The 18,716-nt window shown below is 51.9% G+C and carries 15 protein-coding genes and 1 pseudogene; 11 read left to right on the top strand and 5 right to left on the bottom strand.

The features are described from left to right. Window positions 1-13: 13 nt before the first annotated feature. Genes bioC through bioB form a run of 3 tightly spaced genes read right to left on the bottom strand, consistent with a single transcriptional unit; the run spans window position 14 to window position 3,794 of the window. On the bottom strand, window positions 14-1,558 hold the full coding sequence (gene bioC / locus BTJ40_RS02040; protein WP_108731555.1) for a malonyl-ACP O-methyltransferase BioC: 1,545 nt from the start codon (window positions 1,556-1,558) through the stop codon (window positions 14-16). After that, window positions 1,555-2,748, bottom strand: coding sequence for an 8-amino-7-oxononanoate synthase (gene bioF / locus BTJ40_RS02035; RefSeq protein WP_108731554.1), 1,194 nt, complete (start codon window positions 2,746-2,748; stop codon window positions 1,555-1,557). Before bioF ends, bioC begins: the two co-directional genes overlap by 4 nt. Next, window positions 2,745-3,794: a biotin synthase BioB gene (gene bioB / locus BTJ40_RS02030; protein WP_108735133.1), complete on the bottom strand. Its 1,050-nt coding sequence runs from the start codon at window positions 3,792-3,794 to the stop codon at window positions 2,745-2,747. The genes bioF and bioB overlap by 4 nt, the downstream gene beginning before the upstream one ends. Before the next feature lie 179 nt (window positions 3,795-3,973). Between bioB and BTJ40_RS02025 the strand changes: the two genes are divergently transcribed. Further along, window positions 3,974-4,666, top strand: a complete 693-nt coding sequence (locus BTJ40_RS02025; RefSeq protein ID WP_108731553.1) for a ComF family protein — start codon at window positions 3,974-3,976, stop codon at window positions 4,664-4,666. A gap of 159 nt (window positions 4,667-4,825) precedes the next feature. Continuing rightward, the gene (locus BTJ40_RS02020) at window positions 4,826-5,971 is read left to right on the top strand and encodes a beta-ketoacyl-ACP synthase III (RefSeq protein ID WP_202862851.1); all 1,146 of its coding nucleotides are present in this window, start codon (window positions 4,826-4,828) and stop codon (window positions 5,969-5,971) included. Window positions 5,972-6,014: 43 nt separating this feature from the next. Here BTJ40_RS02020 and BTJ40_RS02015 read toward each other — a convergent pair whose 3' ends face one another. Next, the gene (locus tag BTJ40_RS02015; RefSeq protein WP_108731552.1) at window positions 6,015-6,551 is read right to left on the bottom strand and encodes a PadR family transcriptional regulator; all 537 of its coding nucleotides are present in this window, start codon (window positions 6,549-6,551) and stop codon (window positions 6,015-6,017) included. A gap of 242 nt (window positions 6,552-6,793) precedes the next feature. On the opposite strand from BTJ40_RS02015, the gene alaE reads away from it, so the two are divergent. The 5 genes from alaE (at window position 6,794) to ppc (ending at window position 13,248) form a co-directional block, all read left to right on the top strand. After that, window positions 6,794-7,291: an L-alanine exporter AlaE gene (gene alaE, locus BTJ40_RS02010; protein ID WP_108731551.1), complete on the top strand. Its 498-nt coding sequence runs from the start codon at window positions 6,794-6,796 to the stop codon at window positions 7,289-7,291. 39 nt (window positions 7,292-7,330) lie between these two features. Next, a complete protein-coding gene (locus BTJ40_RS02005) occupies window positions 7,331-8,032 on the top strand; it encodes an aspartate/glutamate racemase family protein (protein WP_238152104.1) in 702 nt (233 codons plus the stop codon). Between the two features lie 374 nt (window positions 8,033-8,406). Then, a complete protein-coding gene (locus tag BTJ40_RS02000) occupies window positions 8,407-9,780 on the top strand; it encodes a response regulator (protein ID WP_108731550.1) in 1,374 nt (457 codons plus the stop codon). A gap of 169 nt (window positions 9,781-9,949) precedes the next feature. Continuing rightward, window positions 9,950-10,303 (top strand): hypothetical protein, encoded by a 354-nt coding sequence (locus BTJ40_RS01995; protein WP_108731549.1) that lies wholly within the window; start codon window positions 9,950-9,952, stop codon window positions 10,301-10,303. 281 nt (window positions 10,304-10,584) lie between these two features. Continuing rightward, entirely contained in the window at window positions 10,585-13,248 is a 2,664-nt protein-coding gene (gene ppc, locus BTJ40_RS01990; protein ID WP_108731548.1) for a phosphoenolpyruvate carboxylase, read from the top strand. Between the two features lie 70 nt (window positions 13,249-13,318). Here ppc and BTJ40_RS01985 read toward each other — a convergent pair whose 3' ends face one another. Beyond that, window positions 13,319-14,563, bottom strand: coding sequence for a DUF945 family protein (locus BTJ40_RS01985; protein WP_108731547.1), 1,245 nt, complete (start codon window positions 14,561-14,563; stop codon window positions 13,319-13,321). Window positions 14,564-15,254: 691 nt separating this feature from the next. Here BTJ40_RS01985 and BTJ40_RS01980 point away from each other — a divergent pair. The 4 genes and pseudogenes from BTJ40_RS01980 to BTJ40_RS01965 all read left to right on the top strand — a co-directional run bounded on the left by BTJ40_RS01980 (window position 15,255) and on the right by BTJ40_RS01965 (window position 18,716). After that, window positions 15,255-15,641, top strand: coding sequence for a hypothetical protein (locus BTJ40_RS01980; RefSeq protein ID WP_157953861.1), 387 nt, complete (start codon window positions 15,255-15,257; stop codon window positions 15,639-15,641). A 134-nt stretch (window positions 15,642-15,775) separates the two neighbouring features. Continuing rightward, window positions 15,776-16,714: an NADP-dependent oxidoreductase gene (locus BTJ40_RS01975; protein ID WP_108731545.1), complete on the top strand. Its 939-nt coding sequence runs from the start codon at window positions 15,776-15,778 to the stop codon at window positions 16,712-16,714. A 177-nt stretch (window positions 16,715-16,891) separates the two neighbouring features. Beyond that, window positions 16,892-17,065, top strand: coding sequence for a DUF1287 domain-containing protein (locus BTJ40_RS23005; protein ID WP_108731544.1), 174 nt, complete (start codon window positions 16,892-16,894; stop codon window positions 17,063-17,065). Window positions 17,066-18,005: 940 nt separating this feature from the next. Further along, window positions 18,006-18,716: pseudogene (locus BTJ40_RS01965) on the top strand (DUF1287 domain-containing protein).

Raw genomic sequence — 18,716 nt, 5'->3', positions numbered from 1 at the left:
TGACAGGCACAGGTCAGCCGGCCTTTTTTGCCTCACTGGTGGAGAGGTTCATATAGATCACCTCATAGGTCACCGGCAGTCCCCGCTCTTGCCGCTTTTCCTCATACGATACCGACAAGCGCTGGAGCTTGCGGCGACCGGTCATACCTTTGTCAGCTGCCCGGTTAATATTGTGTGCACCGACGCCCTTAAGCTCCCGCATCAACTGGCGCAGACTGTCGAAGTGTAAACGGCGCAGCTCATCGCTTACCTGCCCGTCGAGACCACAATGCAGCGCGGCTTCACGCCACTGCCCGGCGGGTAGGAACTGGTTCACGTGCACCCCCCCATCCACTTGAGCCCAACTCTGCTTCAGTTCCACCAGGGTTCTGGGCCCCAGAGTGGCCACCAGGCACCGCCCTCCGGGGACCATTATCCGTTGCAGCTCTGCAAACAACTGCGGCAGGCGATAACACCATTGCAGCGCCATACTTGAGAACACCAGATCTATGCTGCCCGCTGCAAGGGGTAGCTGTTCAGCATCGGCAGCAACGTAACCATCCGCTTCTGGTCTCTGCGCCCGAGCAAATTTCAGCATCCCCTCCGCCAGGTCCAGGGCAATAATTTGTGCCTGAGGAAAGCGCTGGCGCAGCAGTTCGGTACCAAAACCAGTGCCACTGCCCAAATCAAGAATCGTACGAGGCACCCGGTTAACATCGGCCTGAGACAACAGCTGCCGGCAAACCGCCCGCTGCAAGTAGGCACAATCGTCGTAGCTTTGTGCTGCACGGGTGAAAGAGCGGGCTACCGCCGACTTATCAAACGGCTCCGCCGGGGAATTTCCAACACGCCGCATAATTTCGAGTAAATATTCAGCGGTAATATCAGCCCTGGAGCAGTGGGGTAAATGACCCGTACCATCTATCACCTCAACATCGCCCCCAATCGCCTCAATGGCCCCAGCGGCGTCAATGGGTACCAAGGCATCCCTATCACCAAACAGAAATAGCGCCGGCAATGACAGGTTTGCCAGGTACTGCCGATTATCCAGCTCCGCCAGGCAGCGCAGGGCTCCCCGCCAGGCGTCATTATTCATTTGAGGCTTTTGCGTCTTAAGGCTTTTAAGCAAAGAGCGCATGGCGGTATCACCCCGTGCCTGCAGTGAGCAGAAGCGCTCCCAGGTACTGTCTGGGGCCGTTGTAAAAGCGCTGTAAAAAGCTTCGAAAGTGGTCTCGGCCATACCAGGCCAGCCATCTCGCTCAACAAAGCAGGCATTGGCCGCTATGGTCACTAGCCCTAATACTTTGTCCTGCTCTGTCAAAGAAGCCAGGCGAACAGCCAGCATACCGCCGAGGGAGTGACCGACCAGAATGCAGTTGGAGGGAAGTTGCCTGTAAAGTTTCTGCAGCAGGGTATCCAGCGGGGGCCAGTCTTCACCACTCTGCGCAGCAAACACCGGCAATTCAATGCAGTGGAGTTTTACCGCTGTGTTGCTAGCCAGGGTTTCGAGAAGCGGCTGCCAGATACGAGCGTCCCCGCCCCACCCGTGCAGGAAAACCAAGTGTTCAACCCGTGTCACTTTTCCAGCACCCCCGCGCCCTGCAAAATTTCCTGCAGCGCGCTAAGTAATTCATTTATATCCTCGGCTCGGTGCGCAGCGCTCAGGGTAATGCGTAAACGCGCTGTGCCCTGAGGCACCGTAGGCGGGCGGATTGCCCCCACGAGAAGCCCGCGCTCCTGCAGTTCCCCGGCGACCGCTAAAACAGTTTTTTCACAACCCAATACCAGGGGCTGTATCGCACTAATCGAAGCCTCCAGAGGCAGGCCGAGCTGTGCAGCTCCTCGGCGAAAACAGGCAATATTATCCTGCAACCGCCCCTGCAACTGGGGCTCATCGCGAATCAGTTCGATAGCCGCCAAGGCGCCAGCAGCCACTGCTGGGGTCATTCCGGTGGTATAGATATAGGGCCGCGCAAACTGGGTCAGGAAATCTATCAGTGGCTGGGAGCCCGCAATAAAGGCGCCAGCATTACCTACCGCTTTGCCCAGGGTTCCCATCACGACCGGGGCTTGCTCCTGAGACAGACCAGCCAGGGCGCAGCTGCCCGCCAATGGATGCGCTCTACTACCCATGACACCGAAGCCGTGGGCCTCATCAACCATTAGCCAGGCGCTGTACTGTTTACACAGAGTGGCAATCTCAGCCAAAGGCGCCAAGTCACCATCCATGCTGTAAACACCATCCACCGCCACCAGGGTGTTACCACCCCGGGATGCGGCACGCTGCAGTTGGCGCTCAAGGGCAGCGAGATCGTTATGGACAAAGCGCAGACTGTTGGCGCCGCTCAAACGTGCACCATCGATCAGTGAGGCGTGGTTGAGCTTGTCCGAAACAATATTATCGGCTCGCCCCAACAGGGCACAGATAGTGCCGATATTGGCCATATATCCACTGGAAAATACCAACGCCGCGTCCCGCCCCGTCACTTCGGCGATGCACTGCTGTAAATGGTGATGAATATCCAGGTGCCCATTGACCAGGTGGGAGGCCGTAGCGCCGGCGCCGCACTCTGCTCCCGCCTGCTGTGCCGCGATCACTTCCGCGCGGCTGGCCAGCCCCAGGTAGTCATTGCTGCTAAATACCAGCAGTTCGCGCCCATCGACCCGAGCTCTCGGCCCGGGTGCGCGGTCCAGTGTCTTTATCTCCCTGTAGAGGTTCTGCCGGTGGCGCTCATCTATGCGCTGTTGCAGGATTTCATCCAGGGTCATTTGGCCGCATCGTAGAAAAAGGCATCGTTTTGCTGTTCGGTGATCTGCGCGTTCAATTCCGCTTCGACCTCTGCCTCATCGGCATACTGCTGGTATTCTTCCGGCTTAATGCCCAAGCGGTTGAACAGCTGCATATCTTCGTTGGCTTCAGGGTTGGCGGTCGTCAGCAGTTTTTCACCGTAGAAAATTGAGTTGGCGCCGGCAAGGAAAGCCATTGCCTGCATTTCATCGCTCATCTGCTCGCGGCCGGCCGAGAGGCGCACATGGGATTTCGGCATCATGATACGGGCCACAGCAATGCAACGAATAAATTCGAAGGGGTCAAGGTCTTTCTGTTCTTCCAGCGGAGTGCCGGCAACTTTTACCAGCATATTGATGGGTACTGACTCCGGGTGCTCTGGAAGGTTAGCCAGTTGCATCAGCAACCCTGCGCGATCTTTGTCGCCTTCTCCCATACCCACAATACCGCCAGCACAGACTTTCATTCCCGCAGCGCGCACGCGGCCCAGAGTTTCCAAACGATCCTGGTAGGTGCGGGTGGTAATAATCTCCCCGTAATACTCGGGCGAGGTATCCAGGTTGTGGTTGTAGTAATCGAGGCCCGCATCGGCCAGCTCCTGGGCCTGGTCATCATTTAACATGCCCAGGGTCATGCAGGTTTCCATGCCCAATGCCTTTACCTCACGCACCATCTGGGTCACATAAGGCATATCTTTTTTCTTTGGTGAACGCCATGCGGCTCCCATACAGAAGCGGGTAGCTCCACCAGCTTTCGCCGCCCGGGCCTCCTGCAAAACCTTTTCAACTTTCATCAGTTTCTCCCGCTCCAGGCCGGTGTCATAGCGAGCGCTTTGCGGGCAGTAAGCACAGTCCTCTGGGCAGGCACCGGTTTTGATGGAGCAGAGAGTACTCACCTGTACCCGGTTGGCATCAAAGTAAGTCCTGTGCACTTGTTGCGCGGTGAACATCAAGTCGCTAAACGGCATGGCGAAGAGATCCAGTACCTGCTGGCGGGTCCAGTCGTGGCGGATCTCTGCGGCGGGCATTTGCTGGGCGGCAGTCACAGGGCGTACTCTCTCTGTTGGTTATTAAAATCGGATACTCACAGCCTGTTGGCAGGCCCTGGTGGAGTTGGGCCACAGCCTCTGATGAGCATTTACAGCTCAATCCACCAGACTGGCCAGTTTAGCCGTGGCCAAACCGCTGTCAACTTGGATGACAAGACATGGTTTACAAGTTTTTTAATAAAAACCTGGCCCAAAGTCTGACTTGCTGCATGCTTTGTGGCGGAGCCTCGGGAGAGTTTGGAATTTGCTCAGCTTGCACTGGAGAGCTGCCAGTATTGAACTGTGGCTGCCGCTACTGTGCCCTGCCCCTGGCGGCGGCAAAAAACAGTATTTGTGCGGGCTGTATACAGAGACCTCCCGCCTACACAAAAATCAGTGCCGCTTGGCAGTATGCTTTCCCGATTAACCATTTAATCCAGCGCTTCAAATACCACCGGGACCTGGCCGCTGGAGACAGCCTCACGCAGCTGGCGGCCCGCCAGCTGTGGCCTCCAGAAGATACCCCGGACTTGCTCACCCCAATTCCCCTGCACTGGCGCCGCTATTGGCAACGGGGGTACAACCAGGCCCAACTCATCGCCAGTGGACTGGGTCGGCACTGGGATATTCCGGTGGAACTCCGGCTTCTGCGCAAGACCACTTCCACCAAAACCCAGTCCCAACTCAGCCGCAACCAACGACTGAAAAATCTGTCAGAAAGCTTCACTGTTCGCAGGGAAATTCAGGGTGCCCACATTGGTCTGGTGGACGACGTTGTGACCACCGGTGCCACCCTGGAAGCCACCACTCGCCAGCTGCTCGCGGCCGGGGCAAAAAAAGTCAGCGCTTTCGTTTTGGCCAGAACGCCATGACTGTTCGGCGCGACTACAGATAGACCCCTAGTCACACCAACGTCACAATATCTTGCCTTGCCGTCCTGGCACCTCAGTCCCTCACCTGCCAGCACTGCTAAGGTTCTAAACAGCGACTAAATTGCCCGCATTTTGCTGTCGCGGGCCAGGAATTCAGCGATGAGTGAATACAAGTTGCCACGGGGCATTGTCATCAGCGGCACCGGCCTGTGGACTCCACCAGAATCTATTAGCAATGAAGAGTTGGTAGGCGCCTATAACAGCTATGCAGAGCTGTACAATCTTGAGCATGCACAAGAGATCGAGGCCGGTGAGCGCCCTGCAAAACCTTTATCTTCCGCAGAGTTTATCGAGAAGGCCTCCGGCATTAAGAGCCGTTATGTGGTAACCCGCGATGGTATTCTTGATCCTAAACGAATGCGTCCCTTTATCCCTGAACGCGCTGACGACGAATTGAGTGTGCAAGCCGAGATAGGTTTGAAGGCGGCTAAACTAGCCATGGACAAAGCCGGCAAACAGGCTTCCGACATCGACATGGTAATTGTGGGCGCCTCCTACATGCAGCGCGCCTACCCTGCTATCGCCATCGAAATCCAGGGTGCACTGGGCATCGACGGTTTTGCGTTTGATATGGAAGTGGCCTGCTCCTCTGCCACCTTCTCCCTCCAGCGCGCTGTGGATTCGATCTGCTCAGGCTCCGCCAAAACCGTACTGGTGATTAACGCCGAACTGGCCTCCCCACAAGTGGATTTCACCGATCGCGACAGCCACTTTATCTTTGGCGATGTGGCAGTAGCCAGCATCATCGAGCGCCGCGAGACCTGCAATGTCGGCAGCGCCTGGGAAATTCTCGGCACTAAAGCAAAAACCGTTTACTCCAACAATATCCGCTCTAACTTTGGCTACACCGCGCGCGCTGCCGATGTAGATCCCTTTGGCCCCGGCAAGCTGTTCCGCCAGAATGGTCGCAAGGTATTTAAAGAAGTCTGCCCTATGGCGGCATCGCATATTGAAGATCACTTGCGAGAGACGGACACAGACCCCCGCAGTGTTCGCCGCTATTGGCTGCATCAAGCCAATATCAATATGAACAACCTGATTGCCAGGAAACTGATGGGTGACGACGCCAGCATCGAGCGTGCGCCTATCGTTCTGGACCGCTATGCCAACACCGCAAGTGCCGGCTCAGTTATCGCGTTTAATATGCACAGCGATGACTTGCAGGTAGGCGACCGGGGAATTATCTGCTCCTTTGGAGCCGGTTACTCGATCGGCAGTCTGGTAGTGGAGAAAATCGCAATCTGACTTGCTCCACACCCATAAAAAAACCGGGCATAGCCCGGTTTTTTTATGGGTTATCGAGTTGTCTCAGCAAATTTTCCGCCCAGCTGATCCAGGTCTTTTCCGCCTCAATACCCAGCAGTAACGTTTGATGTGCCAGCCAGTAGCGCTCCTGCAGGGCTTTCTCACTCTTTAACACCCGCTCATTTTGCTCCTGGTAATTGGCCAGGGAACTGCAATGTTGACGCAGTTGAGCCTCCAGGGCATGACGCATCTCATCATTGCTCAGGTTGTGGCCGGCAAACATCCTAACCAGGAAGGGCTCGCGAATCTTCTGCGGTGCACTGGGCTGTATGACCCAGTCCCGCAGTTCGGTGCGCCCCAGGTCGGTGAGGCTATAAACCTTTTTATCTGGCTTGCCTGCCTGTGGCATCTCCTCACAGTCCAGCAGACCCTCTTCATGCAACTTGTGCAGCTCGCGGTACATCTGCTGATGACTGGCACTCCAGAAATGCGAGACGCTGCGCTCAAAACGCCGCTTCAAGTCGTAGCCGCTGCCGGGCTCAATATCCAGCAAAGTCAGAACGGCAAAGCGCAGGGACATGAAAACTCCAACTCATCTTATGCAAAGAGTTGCATATTAACCGGAGCTAACCACTAGTGGCCAGCAGCCATATTTCCACATCAAGATAGTTAGATTAATAAATTATTAAATATTAGGACAAATGTATCGGCAGAAACTAACAGTCGAGATGTAAGGCTAGCTTTTATGCAAATTGTAGATATAATCGCCGGCCTGCCACCAAAGTTGTTTCGGTGGCCACTGTCTACGAGGTTGTTTGCCCAATGTCCGCGCCCGCACTATCACCATCCAGTCCAGATGCCCCTGAAGAAAAGGCCTCTGGTGCGCGCCGCTGGGACTTCGTGCTGGACATTTTCGCCATGAACAGCTTCTCCTGGGCCGTGGCAATCCCCATCGAGCTGGTTCTGGCTGGTATGAGCTGGAGCGAACATTTGAAAGTCCGCCTGATGGCTCTGGTTTTTAATACCCTTATCGCCCGCCCGTTCAGCATGTATCGTTGCTGGATTGTGAACCGTTTTGGCGGCGGTGGTTTTATCAATGCCTACCTGGTTGATACTTTTGTCTTCCTCAGTTTCCAGTTCCCGCTTTATATGGCCAATATGCGCCTCGGTGGCGCCAGCTGGGACGAAATTGCCACCGCCAGTATTACATTCATGCTGATCGCAGGGGCTCTCGGGCGACCCTATGGAATTTATCTCGACTGGGTGCGCCGAGTGTGGATTAATACACTGGCCCCCCTGTGGAGTAGGCGCGCTGCCTGAGGGGCACCGATACTCGATTAAGCATCACGAGAAAGGAACATGACTGTGTTGACCGATAACGCCATTGAAAACAGTTCTATGACCGTTGGCGTGGTCGCCGGCACCCCCACAGATACCCGCTTCGGATTGGACTTCCTCGCCGCACGCCAGCTTCGTGGAGTGGGCCTGTCCCTATCGTCCTCTCCCCAGGCCCAAACCCAATTGCAGGCACTGGAGCGCGACGCTCTCACAAAGCAGTTAATCGAAGCCATAGAACAGCTGTACCAAGCTGGCGCGGAAGCGGCCATGATCTATTGCAACTCACTTTCCGGTGCGGTGGATATGACAGCAGTGAAAGCCGCCTCCCCCATTGAGGTGGTATCCCCTCTAGAGGTATACGCTGAACTTACCCAGCGCTATCGCAACTTTGGACTACTCGCCGCCAACTGCCAGAGCTGCGCCAACATCGAACGAGAAATACTCGAGCGCAATACGACGGCCAAAGTCATTGGTATCGGCAACCTGCAAATCGTAGAAGACATCGAGGACGGCCTCGCTGCAGAAATGATCGTTCAGCAGCATGCGCTCGATGACTTAGTCTCAGCACTGGTGAAAAGTGGGGTACAGATCCTCATTTTGGGCTGTACGCATTTCGATTATTTTTATCGGGAATTATTGGCCCACTGCGATGGTATCCGCCTGTTCCTCCCTTCAGAGCGTATGCTGGAATTACTGCAGGAGCGTATTCCCCAGGCCGCCTGAAATCGATTTCCTGGCGATAACCCCAGTGCAATCTGCTCCCAGGTTGTCGCCAAATCACACCCCTTTTCCCATTAATTGCCACCAGATCCCTCCATGTAATCAGATGCAATCTGTAGATTATCTCTCCGCCCATTAGCTGTCCGCTCAATCCCAGGGCAGAACTTACGGGGCCACCAGGCAACTTGCCCATTGGTACGATTACTGAGGCGCCACCACAATTTTCACGACAGCGAAAAAATTTCCCTTGTACCAAAAGCAGCCTTATTGCAGTATCAAAAATCTTCGATGTGCCTAGGTATCCATTAAAACAAGTCGTATAAAAACCTTTTTGGACTGCAGGATCTAGTCCAATTTAAATAACGTTGGTTACAAGGATGATAGAAACCACTTTATCTGGGGGAGTCCCCCCGCGCCACGTATTCTTACGTGCCATTTGCCTCGGCTTTTTGGTATTGGGCTCAGTATTTTTATCGAGCACTGCACAGGCCAATGTTATCGCCACGCTAAAAAGTCAGGTTCCACTCTTTTGGGTGGGAATACCCGCTGTTCTTCTATTAATGGTTTGTGCTTTTGCAATAAATAGACAAGCTAAGTTGCGGCATTTGGCCCATGACAGCAACGCTAGACTTAAAAATTTGAGCAAGGAAAATAGTAATCTTTTCCAACAGGTACACAGCCGCAACAGTGAATTTACCGCATTGGAAAAACAGCTGTCTGATGCCCGAAGTGAGCTGGAGCAATTGCGTCATGAGAAATCCGATCTCCTCACCATAACCCGGCACCACTTGCAGCACCCCCTGGATACACTTCTCGGCACTCTAAACTTATTGGCTCGCAGCGAGGACAACAATACTCGCGCCCTGGTAGAAATTGGAAAAAGACAATTAAACAGCGTCCTTAAATCCCTTGAGGATTTACACCAGTGCGGCAATGTTGAAACAGTGGAGCTGAAACTACCCACTGAAAATCAACGCACTCCCGGCAAGCAGTTATCAGTATTACTCATTGAAAATAATAAGCACGACTCCCTGCAACCCACTTTGGAAAGCATGGGCCATAAAATACAGCGGGAGTGCAACGGGATCGATGGCAGCAGCGCTGCATTGCAAAAGAAATTTGACCTGATTTTAACCGATACCCACCTTCCACTGATGGACGGCGTTGAAGCAGTGCGGGAAATCCGCCGAGAGAGAGGCGCGGAATTACCTATTTTTGCCCTATTACAAAATGCCAGCTCCGGCGATAAAGAGCGCTACCAGGCCAGGGGATTTACCGGTGTATTAACCCACCCCATCGGCGATCGGCAACTGATGCAACTGTTGAGCTGGGCCGTTCGTCGGAGCCAGGGCATCGCCGGCCCCCAAGGGGCAAAACCCACTCGCCTCCTGAATGCCAATACCCTGTTCCGCCTGAGGGATACTTTAGATCACCAGACATTTGCCGAATTACTCAGCGAGCGCACTGCTACACTGCCAAAACACGTTACATCGCTGACCAGCGCTATTACCGGCCGTCACTGGCTGGATGCGGAACAGCAGGCGCAAAAGCTGGCTCGCTCTGCTGTTGAAGTCGGCCTGGAAACAATAGCGTCTCGTCTGCGCACCCTCGCCGCCAACCTCTCCATCGATAGTGAGAGGGAGCACTGTCGCCAACAGCGCACAGAACTGTTACAGCTTATGCGCGAATCCGTGCGGCAGCTAAAGGCCTGGCGCGAACGCAATGTTCACACGGAGTGGGCACTTAAATAAATATTAGTGGTGTGGCCCAATCCAAAGCCCACACACTGCTAGCGGGTAATAGTTCGCCTGGGGACACCCCTGCAGCCCACCGCACAAATAGGCCATCCCAGCGCAGCCAAGTTGAAAAGCACTATTTGCACCACACTATATTGGAGTAAATAGCAGAGAGAAAAAGGTTATGTCAGAGCAGTATCCCGAACGCAGCCAGGAAGCCCGAGAACAAAGTGGACGCGACCTGGCCATCATGGTTTACCTGATCCAGGCGATCAGCTTATTTACTGCAATACCATTTTTTATAGGGGTATTGATCAACTACTTCAAGCGCAGTGATGTTCGCGGCACCCTGGCTGAATCACACTTTCGCTGGCAGATTCGCACTTTCTGGTTTTGGTTACTGTGGACTATTGTTGGCTCCCTGACCATTTGGATATTGGGGCTGGGCTACCTGATTCTTGCGATTAACTGGGTGTGGGTAATCTATCGGGTTATTCGCGGATGGCTGGTGCTGATCGACCGCCGTCCCGCATATTAACTATGAGTATTTCGATTTTTGGGTCCAATCTATTTTGGGCCCATTTAAATCCCATAGATAATTAATTCAGAATTTTCTCATTACAAATAACCACCTTCCCGCACCGATAAAGATAATATCAATTGAATAACCACAAGCCTGTGGTGATCTTTTCTCAGCTATATTCTCAACCCCATATCCGTCAAAGGTTGCAACTGCAACATTGCATGCTTTGGAGCAAAGTATGCGAACATGCCATTCGATTTACTTTCACCACGTTGTTAACAGGGAGAAATAGATTCGTGAGCCAGGACCAGAATGCCCCGCTACGGGAAGATGTACGCCTGCTGGGAGAAGAACTCGGCGCAGTATTGCGTGATCAGGTTGGCGAGCCGCTTTTCGATACTGTAGAAACCATTCGCCAGGCGGCCGTGGAGAGCCGCAGCAAGGGCGCGATGCAGGTGGACCACCTGCGACAATTACTCGACCCTCTTGATGACGAAACCCTGTTGGAAGTGGCCCGCGCATTCAGCCAATTCCTTAACTTGGCCAATATTGCCGAACAGCGCCATCGCGAACGCCTTCACCGCCAGCATCAGCGCTTTCCCGGAGATCCCGATACCGATCGCGGCCTGCGCCAGGTACTGGCGGAATTGAGCAAGGCGGGCAAATCTCCAGATGAAATCCACGCAACGCTCAAAGAGCTATCCGTAGAACTAGTCCTCACCGCTCACCCCACCGAAGTTACCCGCCGCACGCTGATTCGCAAATATGATCGGGTTGCGGATTTACTCAACACTCTCGATAGACCGGACCTGACTACTGAGGAATCCCTGGATTTACGCCGCCACCTACAGGAGCAGATTCTGTCCGCCTGGAGCACCGACGAGATCCGCCGCTCCAGGCCCACCCCGGTTGACGAAGCGAGGTGGGGATTTGCCACTATCGAACAATCCCTGTGGCAGGCGGTTCCCAGAAGTATGCGGGAAATGGATAACGAATTGGCCCTTGCCAAGCTGCCCTCTTTGCCGGTGGACTGGGTTCCTATCCACTTTGCCTCCTGGATGGGGGGAGACCGGGACGGTAACCCCAATGTTACCGCTGGCGTCACTCGGGAGGTCCTGCACCTGGCCCGCTGGATGGCGGCCGACCTCTATCTCCGCGATGTGGAAAACCTGCTCGCAGACCTGTCCATGCACCGCGCCAGCGAGGAGTTTCTGAACCGCACCGGCCCCAGCCACGAACCCTATCGCCTGGTACTGCGCCAGGTTCGAGACCGGCTGCAAATTACTCGGGAGAAAATGGAGGCCCGCATTGGGCGGCGCGCAGAGCCTTCGGGCCTCGGTTTTACCACCAGCGAACAATTGGCCGACGAATTGAGCCTGATTGACCGCTCCCTTCGGGCTGTGGGCCTCTCTGCAATCGCCGACGGCCAGCTCAAGGACACCTTGAGGCGACTCAACTGCTTCGGTATCACCCTGCTGCGCTTGGATATACGGCAGGAGTCCACTCGCCACGCCGACACCCTGGATGCCATTACGCGCTATCTGGGCATGGGCAATTACAGTAGCTGGAACGAGGAGGAGAAGCTGGAATTCCTGGTATCCGAACTGGACAGCCGTCGTCCGCTGGTTGACGAGAATTTCTACCGCAGTGACTGTTGTGACGATGAGGTTAGCGAGGTCTTACAGACCTGCAAGGTCATTGCCGAGCAAGGCCCTGAGGGGTTAGGTGCCTATGTTATCTCTATGGCCACCACACCTTCCGATGTTCTCGCGGTAATGCTGCTGCAAAAAATTGCCGGGGTGCAGGAGCCAATGCGAGTGGTTCCCCTGTTTGAAACCCTCGACGACCTCGATGGTGCAGCTGCCACCATGAGTACCCTGTTGAATATTCCCCTGTACAAGCAGCGAGTGCTCGACGGACAGGAAGTGATGATCGGCTACTCAGACTCCGCCAAAGACGCCGGCTTCCTGGGCGCTGCCTGGGCCCAATACCGCACACAGGAAGCCCTCACCGGGATATTCCGCAACCACGGTATCCCCCTGACCCTTTTTCACGGCCGAGGTGGCTCCATATCCCGTGGCGGCTCACCTACCCGCATGGCCCTGTTGTCACAGCCTCCAGGATCTATAGCAGGGCGCATTCGCGTTACCGAACAGGGAGAGATGATTCGTTTTAAATACGGCCGCCCCTCCGTAGCCGCTTACAATCTGGAGCAGTATGTCGCCTCAACTCTGGAGGCAACACTGATGCCTCCAGCAGAGCCGCGCTCAGAATGGCGCGCGGAGATGGACCGACTCACCGAAGTCTCTGTCGGCAACTACCGGGAAGTAGTGCAGGACGATCCCGCCCTGGTAGCTTACTTGCGCACCGTAACACCGGAAACCGAGCTTAGCCGCCTGGCTCTGGGCAGCCGCCCGGCGAGGCGCAAACCCGGTGGCGGTGTCGAATCACTGCGGGCAATTCCCTGGGTTTTTGCCTGGACCCAGATACGATTGATGTTGCCGGCCTGGCTGGGCACGGGCGCCGCCCTGGAGAACGCCCTTAAGCACGCAGATGAAACCGATATTCTGCAGGATATGAGCCGTCAATGGCCCTTCTTCCAGGGCGTTGTGGATATGCTCGAAATGGTACTGGCCAAAGCTGATCCCCGCGTCGCCTCCTGGTATGAAGAACGGCTCACCAAAGATACAGACCTTATCCACCTGGGCGTCAGTTTGCGCGAGCGGCTCGCACATACAGTAGAGGCTTTAAAGCAGCTCACCGGACGGGAGAGCTTACTGGATAACAACCCTGTTATGCGTTGGTCCATTCGTGTACGCGACCCCTACACCGATCCATTGCACCTGTTACAGGCTGAACTGATGGCGCGTTTGCGTGAACGGGAAAGTGATGCGGTTTTGGAAAGTGCGCTGATGGTCACGATCGCAGGAATTGCAGCGGGCATGCGCAATACGGGCTAGAGATCTTAGCGGCTGCACCGCAGCTGCGGTTTGGGGCCAGCTGCCGGGATAGCAGCTGGCATCCAGGCAATCAGAATTTGCCGGTAAGGGCCATTACAAACAGGTCCGCCGGCAACTGTTCTCCATTCACTTCCAGCTGGCCACGGTTGACCTTGAGATACATTTGCAGCTCACCGTTGTCCTCGATCAACAGGCCATAATCTCGCAAAAGCATTGTCTGCCCCACAAGGGGGGACTGTAAAAGCGCTTGCTCCGCAGCGCTTAATGTCATGCTGCCCTTCAGTGGTTTGAGCCACTGGTTGATCTCGCTGGCACCTTGACGGGAGGATTTGCGCATACCACGCCAGTCAATATCAGCATCCACCAGCACCGGGCCATTTCGGGATTGAATCGCCAGCTGTTGCTCCAGACGCAACGGCCGGCTCATTTCACGAGCCCAATTCCGCTCAGGAGCGGGCAACAAAACACGCAGGTAATGCCCAAGGTCTGCAGTCTTAATTCGCGGCAGGGTCATCTGCTGACGCACTGAGGTAATCGGTGTTGCAGAGTCCACCGTGGGCAGCTGCAGGTCACTGACTATTTTCAGAGTCTGGGCAGCCAGCTCTTCCAGGTTCAAGTCCAGGGTGACATCGCGCAACTGAACCGGGCCGGAGTCCGATTCAGTCCTCAGTAACGACAAGCGCAGTTCCGCACTACCACCCTCACCGGGCGTGTACTCAAACTCCCCCTTGAGAGGCTCAGTAAACAGTACTTCAATACCATCGCGTATTTGGCGCAAGCTCCCAAGTTCCACAATACCGTTCAGCACAGCACCGCTGTAATCCGTAGATACCGCAATCTCACCGCCCCCAAATTCCAACTCGCCAAAGGAGCCAGTATTCTTAAAGGGTTCCAGACGCAAGGTATTCAATACACGGTTGTCGGCGGTTACCAGAGTTTCCAGAACCACTGGGCTGGCCTGTAAAGCACCATAAATGGATTCCAATTGAGCGCGTAACTCAGGCTGTAGCTGGTCGAGTTCCAGGCGGGTCTCGGTGTAAACCACCCCCAGGCGCGGCCCTTTGGAAGTGAGCAACACAGGGCCATGGTGAATTTCTGTGCTGAGCTGGGTAGTGCCATCCGGCAATGCAACTTCGGTATTGGTCTCGGCGCCAAACCAACCACGCTTATAGCCCGTGGAGTTGCCCCCCTGTAACCTGCCCAACTGTTGCTTCCATATCTCCTCCACTTTGGGACCGATAAAACCCGGCGCAGCCAGTGCAGATATCACCATCAGGGCAAGCACAACGAATAGAAGTGAACGCAACAGTTTCATAAAAGTTCATCTAACGAAGGGATTTGCGCCGATGTTATCAGATTATGAAGCTATTGGTGCGACAGGAGCCACGTTACTTGGTAGAAGCGATGATTCTCCCTCAAGCAGAGGATATAGGTCTGCCTCTTTCATCTACAGGGCTAAGTACCAGCTTAAACAATTAACAAAACCTGCAGTTTAAAGGCTCTGAGCAAGTCTGAAAGAATCACCACAGAAGCAGCTATGCACTAAAGCAGACTATCGCTTAAGGCCGCCTCAAAAAAGCCTGTGGATATTCATGAAAATTTCTAGAGATTCCCTAAGAAAAGGCGATATTGAAAATTAAAAAACTAGAAATCTGATACTTTAAATCTTTCGCTTACTTCCCTTAAATAGGATTTGTATTGAGAGGAAGATATAAAGTTGCTTCCCTTTTATTGTTTACCCTGACGCAGCCCCATACTTTTACAGATACGTTTTCTAGCAGGGCTTCCCAGAAAAAAGTCTTGATTACTATAAAAAAAACATAATCTAGAATATTTTCTTTGCTTTAACCCATTTATGTAAAAAATACCTATTGAATTCAGGGTCGTTATCTCGATCAGGTCTTAAAACATACCTTTACAACAACCGAAACTTCCATTACCGCACATTGGGACACCTCCCTAGTTTGAGTAGACTTGTGGCCAAACTAGGAGAAGGAGTAGACGTTATGCGATATCTTGTTTCAATGGTGCTCTTGTGTTCTATTGCAGGTTTCAGTTATGCAGATGACCGCATGACGCGCCTCCCATCTAATGCTGAACCGGTACAGATTCTAGGCAAAACTTATTACCAAAGTGGTAATACCTTCTATGCCTTTAACGAGCAGGGCCGTTATTTCTATAGAGTACAGCCCCCCACTGCGATCCGCAGCTATGAGAATCCGAGAGACATGTACATCCGTGGTTCACAGCCTCGCCCCCAAGCCTGGGGCCTGACTAGAGACCAGGTCGAAGGGTGTATGAATGCCGCTGCAGATATGGCAAACGCTAACCCTGCAGTAGGTGGTAAAATTTATATACGCGAGTATAACCGCTGTATCAGCAACTTGCGCTAGCCATTGCGGCTATACTTACTGCTGAAAGGGGCCTTTGGGCCCCTTTTTCAATTGTTATTTTTTTACAGTTACTCAACTAGTAAGTCTTTCAACACACTAAAATTTTTAATCCTCTAATTTTAGAGCTGTGAAATATGCAAGCCGCTATTATCAGGTCTTATGGCAGTCCCATCGAAATTGCAGAGATGCCTAAACCCTCACCGGATAAAAATAGTATTTTAGTAAAGGTACAATCGGCCAGTATCAACCCCCTCGATAACTGGGCAATCTCGGGGGCTTTACAAAATGTAATGCCTGTAAAAATGCCGCATATTATCGGGTACGATGTTACTGGGACAATAGTAGAAATTGGCAGCGCTGTCAGAAATTTTAAGATTGGCGATTTGATATTTGCACGACCCGATACAAATCAAGCGGGTACGATTGCCGAATATACTTCAATCAAAGCAATGGACGCCGCTATCCGCCCCAGCAATCTCTCTAATAATGAATGTGCCGCTTTTCCTCTCGTAGGTTTAACAGCCTGGCAATCTCTTGTTGAAGTGGGAAAGTTACAGAAAGGACAAAAAGTTCTTATTCATGCCGGCTCCGGTGGAGTCGGTACTATCGCTATACAAATTGCCAAATATATTGGCGCTTTCATATCCACAACTACCAGTGATGCCAACTTTGCATTAGTCAAACGACTCGGTGCCGACACTGTTATCAATTATAAAACCGAAAAATTTGAGGAATTACTCGAGGATTATGACCTTGTACTCGACTCTTTAGGCGGAGAAGTATTAGAAAGGTCTGCCAAAGTGCTTAACAAACATGGTCTATTAGTATCAGTCTCCGTCAAAGCTAAAGAGTCAGATACCTTAATTGAAAGGATGAGGCAGCACCTTCAACTCGTCTATTCATGGCCAAGTGGCGCTACTCTCGCAGAACTTGCTCTATTACTTGAGAAAGGGTTTTTGAAACCGGTTATTGATCGAGTCTACCCCATGCATGAAACTCAATCAGCACTCGACTACCTAAATAAAGGAAGAGCCAAAGGTAAAATAGTCATTGATGTATTGCAGGGTAAATAAACGATAGTATAGGATTTCAGCTTAGACTTGAAAAACTGGAGCCCTAGTGAAACGGATATTCCTATTTTTGGGTACCCTGATTTCTGCCATTAGTTATGCACAAAACTGTTCTGGAACGAACCTATCATAAGGTACGCTACGATCCTGCATACGTCTCTACTCCCTACCCAAGTTGAGATGTACCAATTAGATACGGGCGTTTGTACCGACCTGACAATTCAGTCATCCAGGAAGCTGGGGATTTATCTGCAAAAAGAAGTTCACGAGAATATATCATGGGATTTCCAGGCCGGGCAAAAATATTGCTCTCCGACGAGTACTCAACTCGCAAAGGGAAATCGACCTCCATAGGTGACAAGACTGGGGATTACCTGCCTTGAGATATCGTTACCTGGATACCGCCCAGAAATTTGCCGTATATCAGAATTATGACTGCGAAGGGCTCAATATAGATATCTGATATTGTCAGAATACTGACTGATAACTATTGATCAAATGTTAAAGTAGTGACTACTTAAGCCGCACACGCAACTTATAAAAACGGACCAATAATCCAAAATATTATTCTCCTCATAATTCCGGCGAGAACAAGAATTTACCAAATCCCGCACTTAAAAACACATCAAAAATTATACTGTGACAGAAGTAAAAGAATATCCAAATTGTTGATATAGACCGACATACCAGCATGAGGAAGCCAAGGTTACCCCCTGTACTCTTAAGGGCGGGGGGGCAACCTCCACTTTTAACTTACTTCAATGCAAAGCAACCTTCAAAATCAATCTAAAATATAAAGTGCAGTTATGACAGGATATGATGAATTCCATCCCACCCAACAACCATCCCCATAAATTCTTATCGATTTTTTAGCTACAAAAGCTGACATCAATAAAGAATAATGTTGATTAAACATAGGGTTAGTGCTCTCTAAAATTGCATATTCAGCACTCACACATTCATCAGGGTTTCCATACTCGTCGGCGGTAAATGAAATACGAACAATATCAGATTCCGTATTTATAAAATCTATTTTGCACTCCCATCATTACTTATCCAACCAGCAGCATTAGCATTTGAGAATACAAACAGCAGAAAAAATGCAATAAAAGCTCTCATTAATTTAATCCTTAAATTTACAACAATTCAGATATCTAAATAAGCATCAGAGCAATTCACACACAGACAGGTAAACAAGTAATCTTGAACATCCATCAAACATTCAAGCATAGAACAAACGTACAACTTATCCGCGAGTAGTGTGAACTCTACCTAAATTTTATCTTCACTTTAAATGTTTAATCAATCATTATATCTGATCATTTTATTGGTCTATTGTAGGATAAAAATTCGATGGGGTAGGAGTAGGATTATCAATATAATTTTAAAGATCTCTGGAGATAAGTTTAAGCTGATGCCTCTCTTGCTCAGCACCTTACTCTCAGCCTCCAGTTATGCACAAAATATAACTTTAGCCGAAGCTGCTCTGGAGCGAACCTATCATAAGGTGCGCTACGATCCTGCTTATGTGTCGATCCCCTATCCAAATGGAGATGTGCCGGCTGATGCCGGTGTTTTTACCGACGTAGTGATTCGATCATATAGGGAGCTGGGGATCGATTTGCAAAAAGAAGTTCACGAGGATATATCGGTTCATTTTCAAGCCTACCCGTCTAAACGCATATGAGGACTTTCCAGGCCAGATAAAAATATTGATCACCGGCGAGTACCCAATCTACAGGTTTTTTTTACCCGCAAAGGGCAATCGCTCTCAATAAGTGACAAGGCAGAGGATTATCTGCCAGGGGACATCGTTACCTGGATGCTGCCTGGTAATTTACCGCATATCGGTATTGTGACTGCGAAACGTTCACAAAAAACCAACCGGTACTTGATCGCACACAATATCGGGGCTGGACCCGTGCTGGAAGATATGCTGTTTTCCTTCAAAATTACCGGGCATTACCGATACAACGCGGGTCAGGCAACCGAAAAGATTGAGTAG

Source organism: Microbulbifer sp. A4B17 (genome assembly GCF_003076275.1).
In the GTDB taxonomy this organism is placed as follows: Bacteria; Pseudomonadota; Gammaproteobacteria; order Pseudomonadales; family Cellvibrionaceae; genus Microbulbifer.
This window is presented reverse-complemented; position numbering and strand designations above follow the sequence as displayed.

Coding starts and splice junctions, on each gene's coding strand:
- BTJ40_RS02000 (WP_108731550.1), top strand. CDS start 8,407: ATGATAGAAACCACTTTATCTGGGGGAGTCCCCCCGCGCCACGTATTC.
- BTJ40_RS02020 (WP_202862851.1), top strand. CDS start 4,826: ATGAGTGAATACAAGTTGCCACGGGGCATTGTCATCAGCGGCACCGGC.
- BTJ40_RS01985 (WP_108731547.1), bottom strand. CDS start 14,563: ATGAAACTGTTGCGTTCACTTCTATTCGTTGTGCTTGCCCTGATGGTG.
- BTJ40_RS02025 (WP_108731553.1), top strand. CDS start 3,974: ATGGTTTACAAGTTTTTTAATAAAAACCTGGCCCAAAGTCTGACTTGC.
- BTJ40_RS01975 (WP_108731545.1), top strand. CDS start 15,776: ATGCAAGCCGCTATTATCAGGTCTTATGGCAGTCCCATCGAAATTGCA.
- BTJ40_RS01980 (WP_157953861.1), top strand. CDS start 15,255: ATGCGATATCTTGTTTCAATGGTGCTCTTGTGTTCTATTGCAGGTTTC.
- BTJ40_RS02015 (WP_108731552.1), bottom strand. CDS start 6,551: ATGTCCCTGCGCTTTGCCGTTCTGACTTTGCTGGATATTGAGCCCGGC.
- BTJ40_RS23005 (WP_108731544.1), top strand. CDS start 16,892: ATGTACCAATTAGATACGGGCGTTTGTACCGACCTGACAATTCAGTCA.
- BTJ40_RS02005 (WP_238152104.1), top strand. CDS start 7,331: ATGACTGTGTTGACCGATAACGCCATTGAAAACAGTTCTATGACCGTT.
- bioF (WP_108731554.1), bottom strand. CDS start 2,748: ATGACCCTGGATGAAATCCTGCAACAGCGCATAGATGAGCGCCACCGG.
- bioB (WP_108735133.1), bottom strand. CDS start 3,794: ATGCCCGCCGCAGAGATCCGCCACGACTGGACCCGCCAGCAGGTACTG.
- alaE (WP_108731551.1), top strand. CDS start 6,794: ATGTCCGCGCCCGCACTATCACCATCCAGTCCAGATGCCCCTGAAGAA.
- BTJ40_RS01995 (WP_108731549.1), top strand. CDS start 9,950: ATGTCAGAGCAGTATCCCGAACGCAGCCAGGAAGCCCGAGAACAAAGT.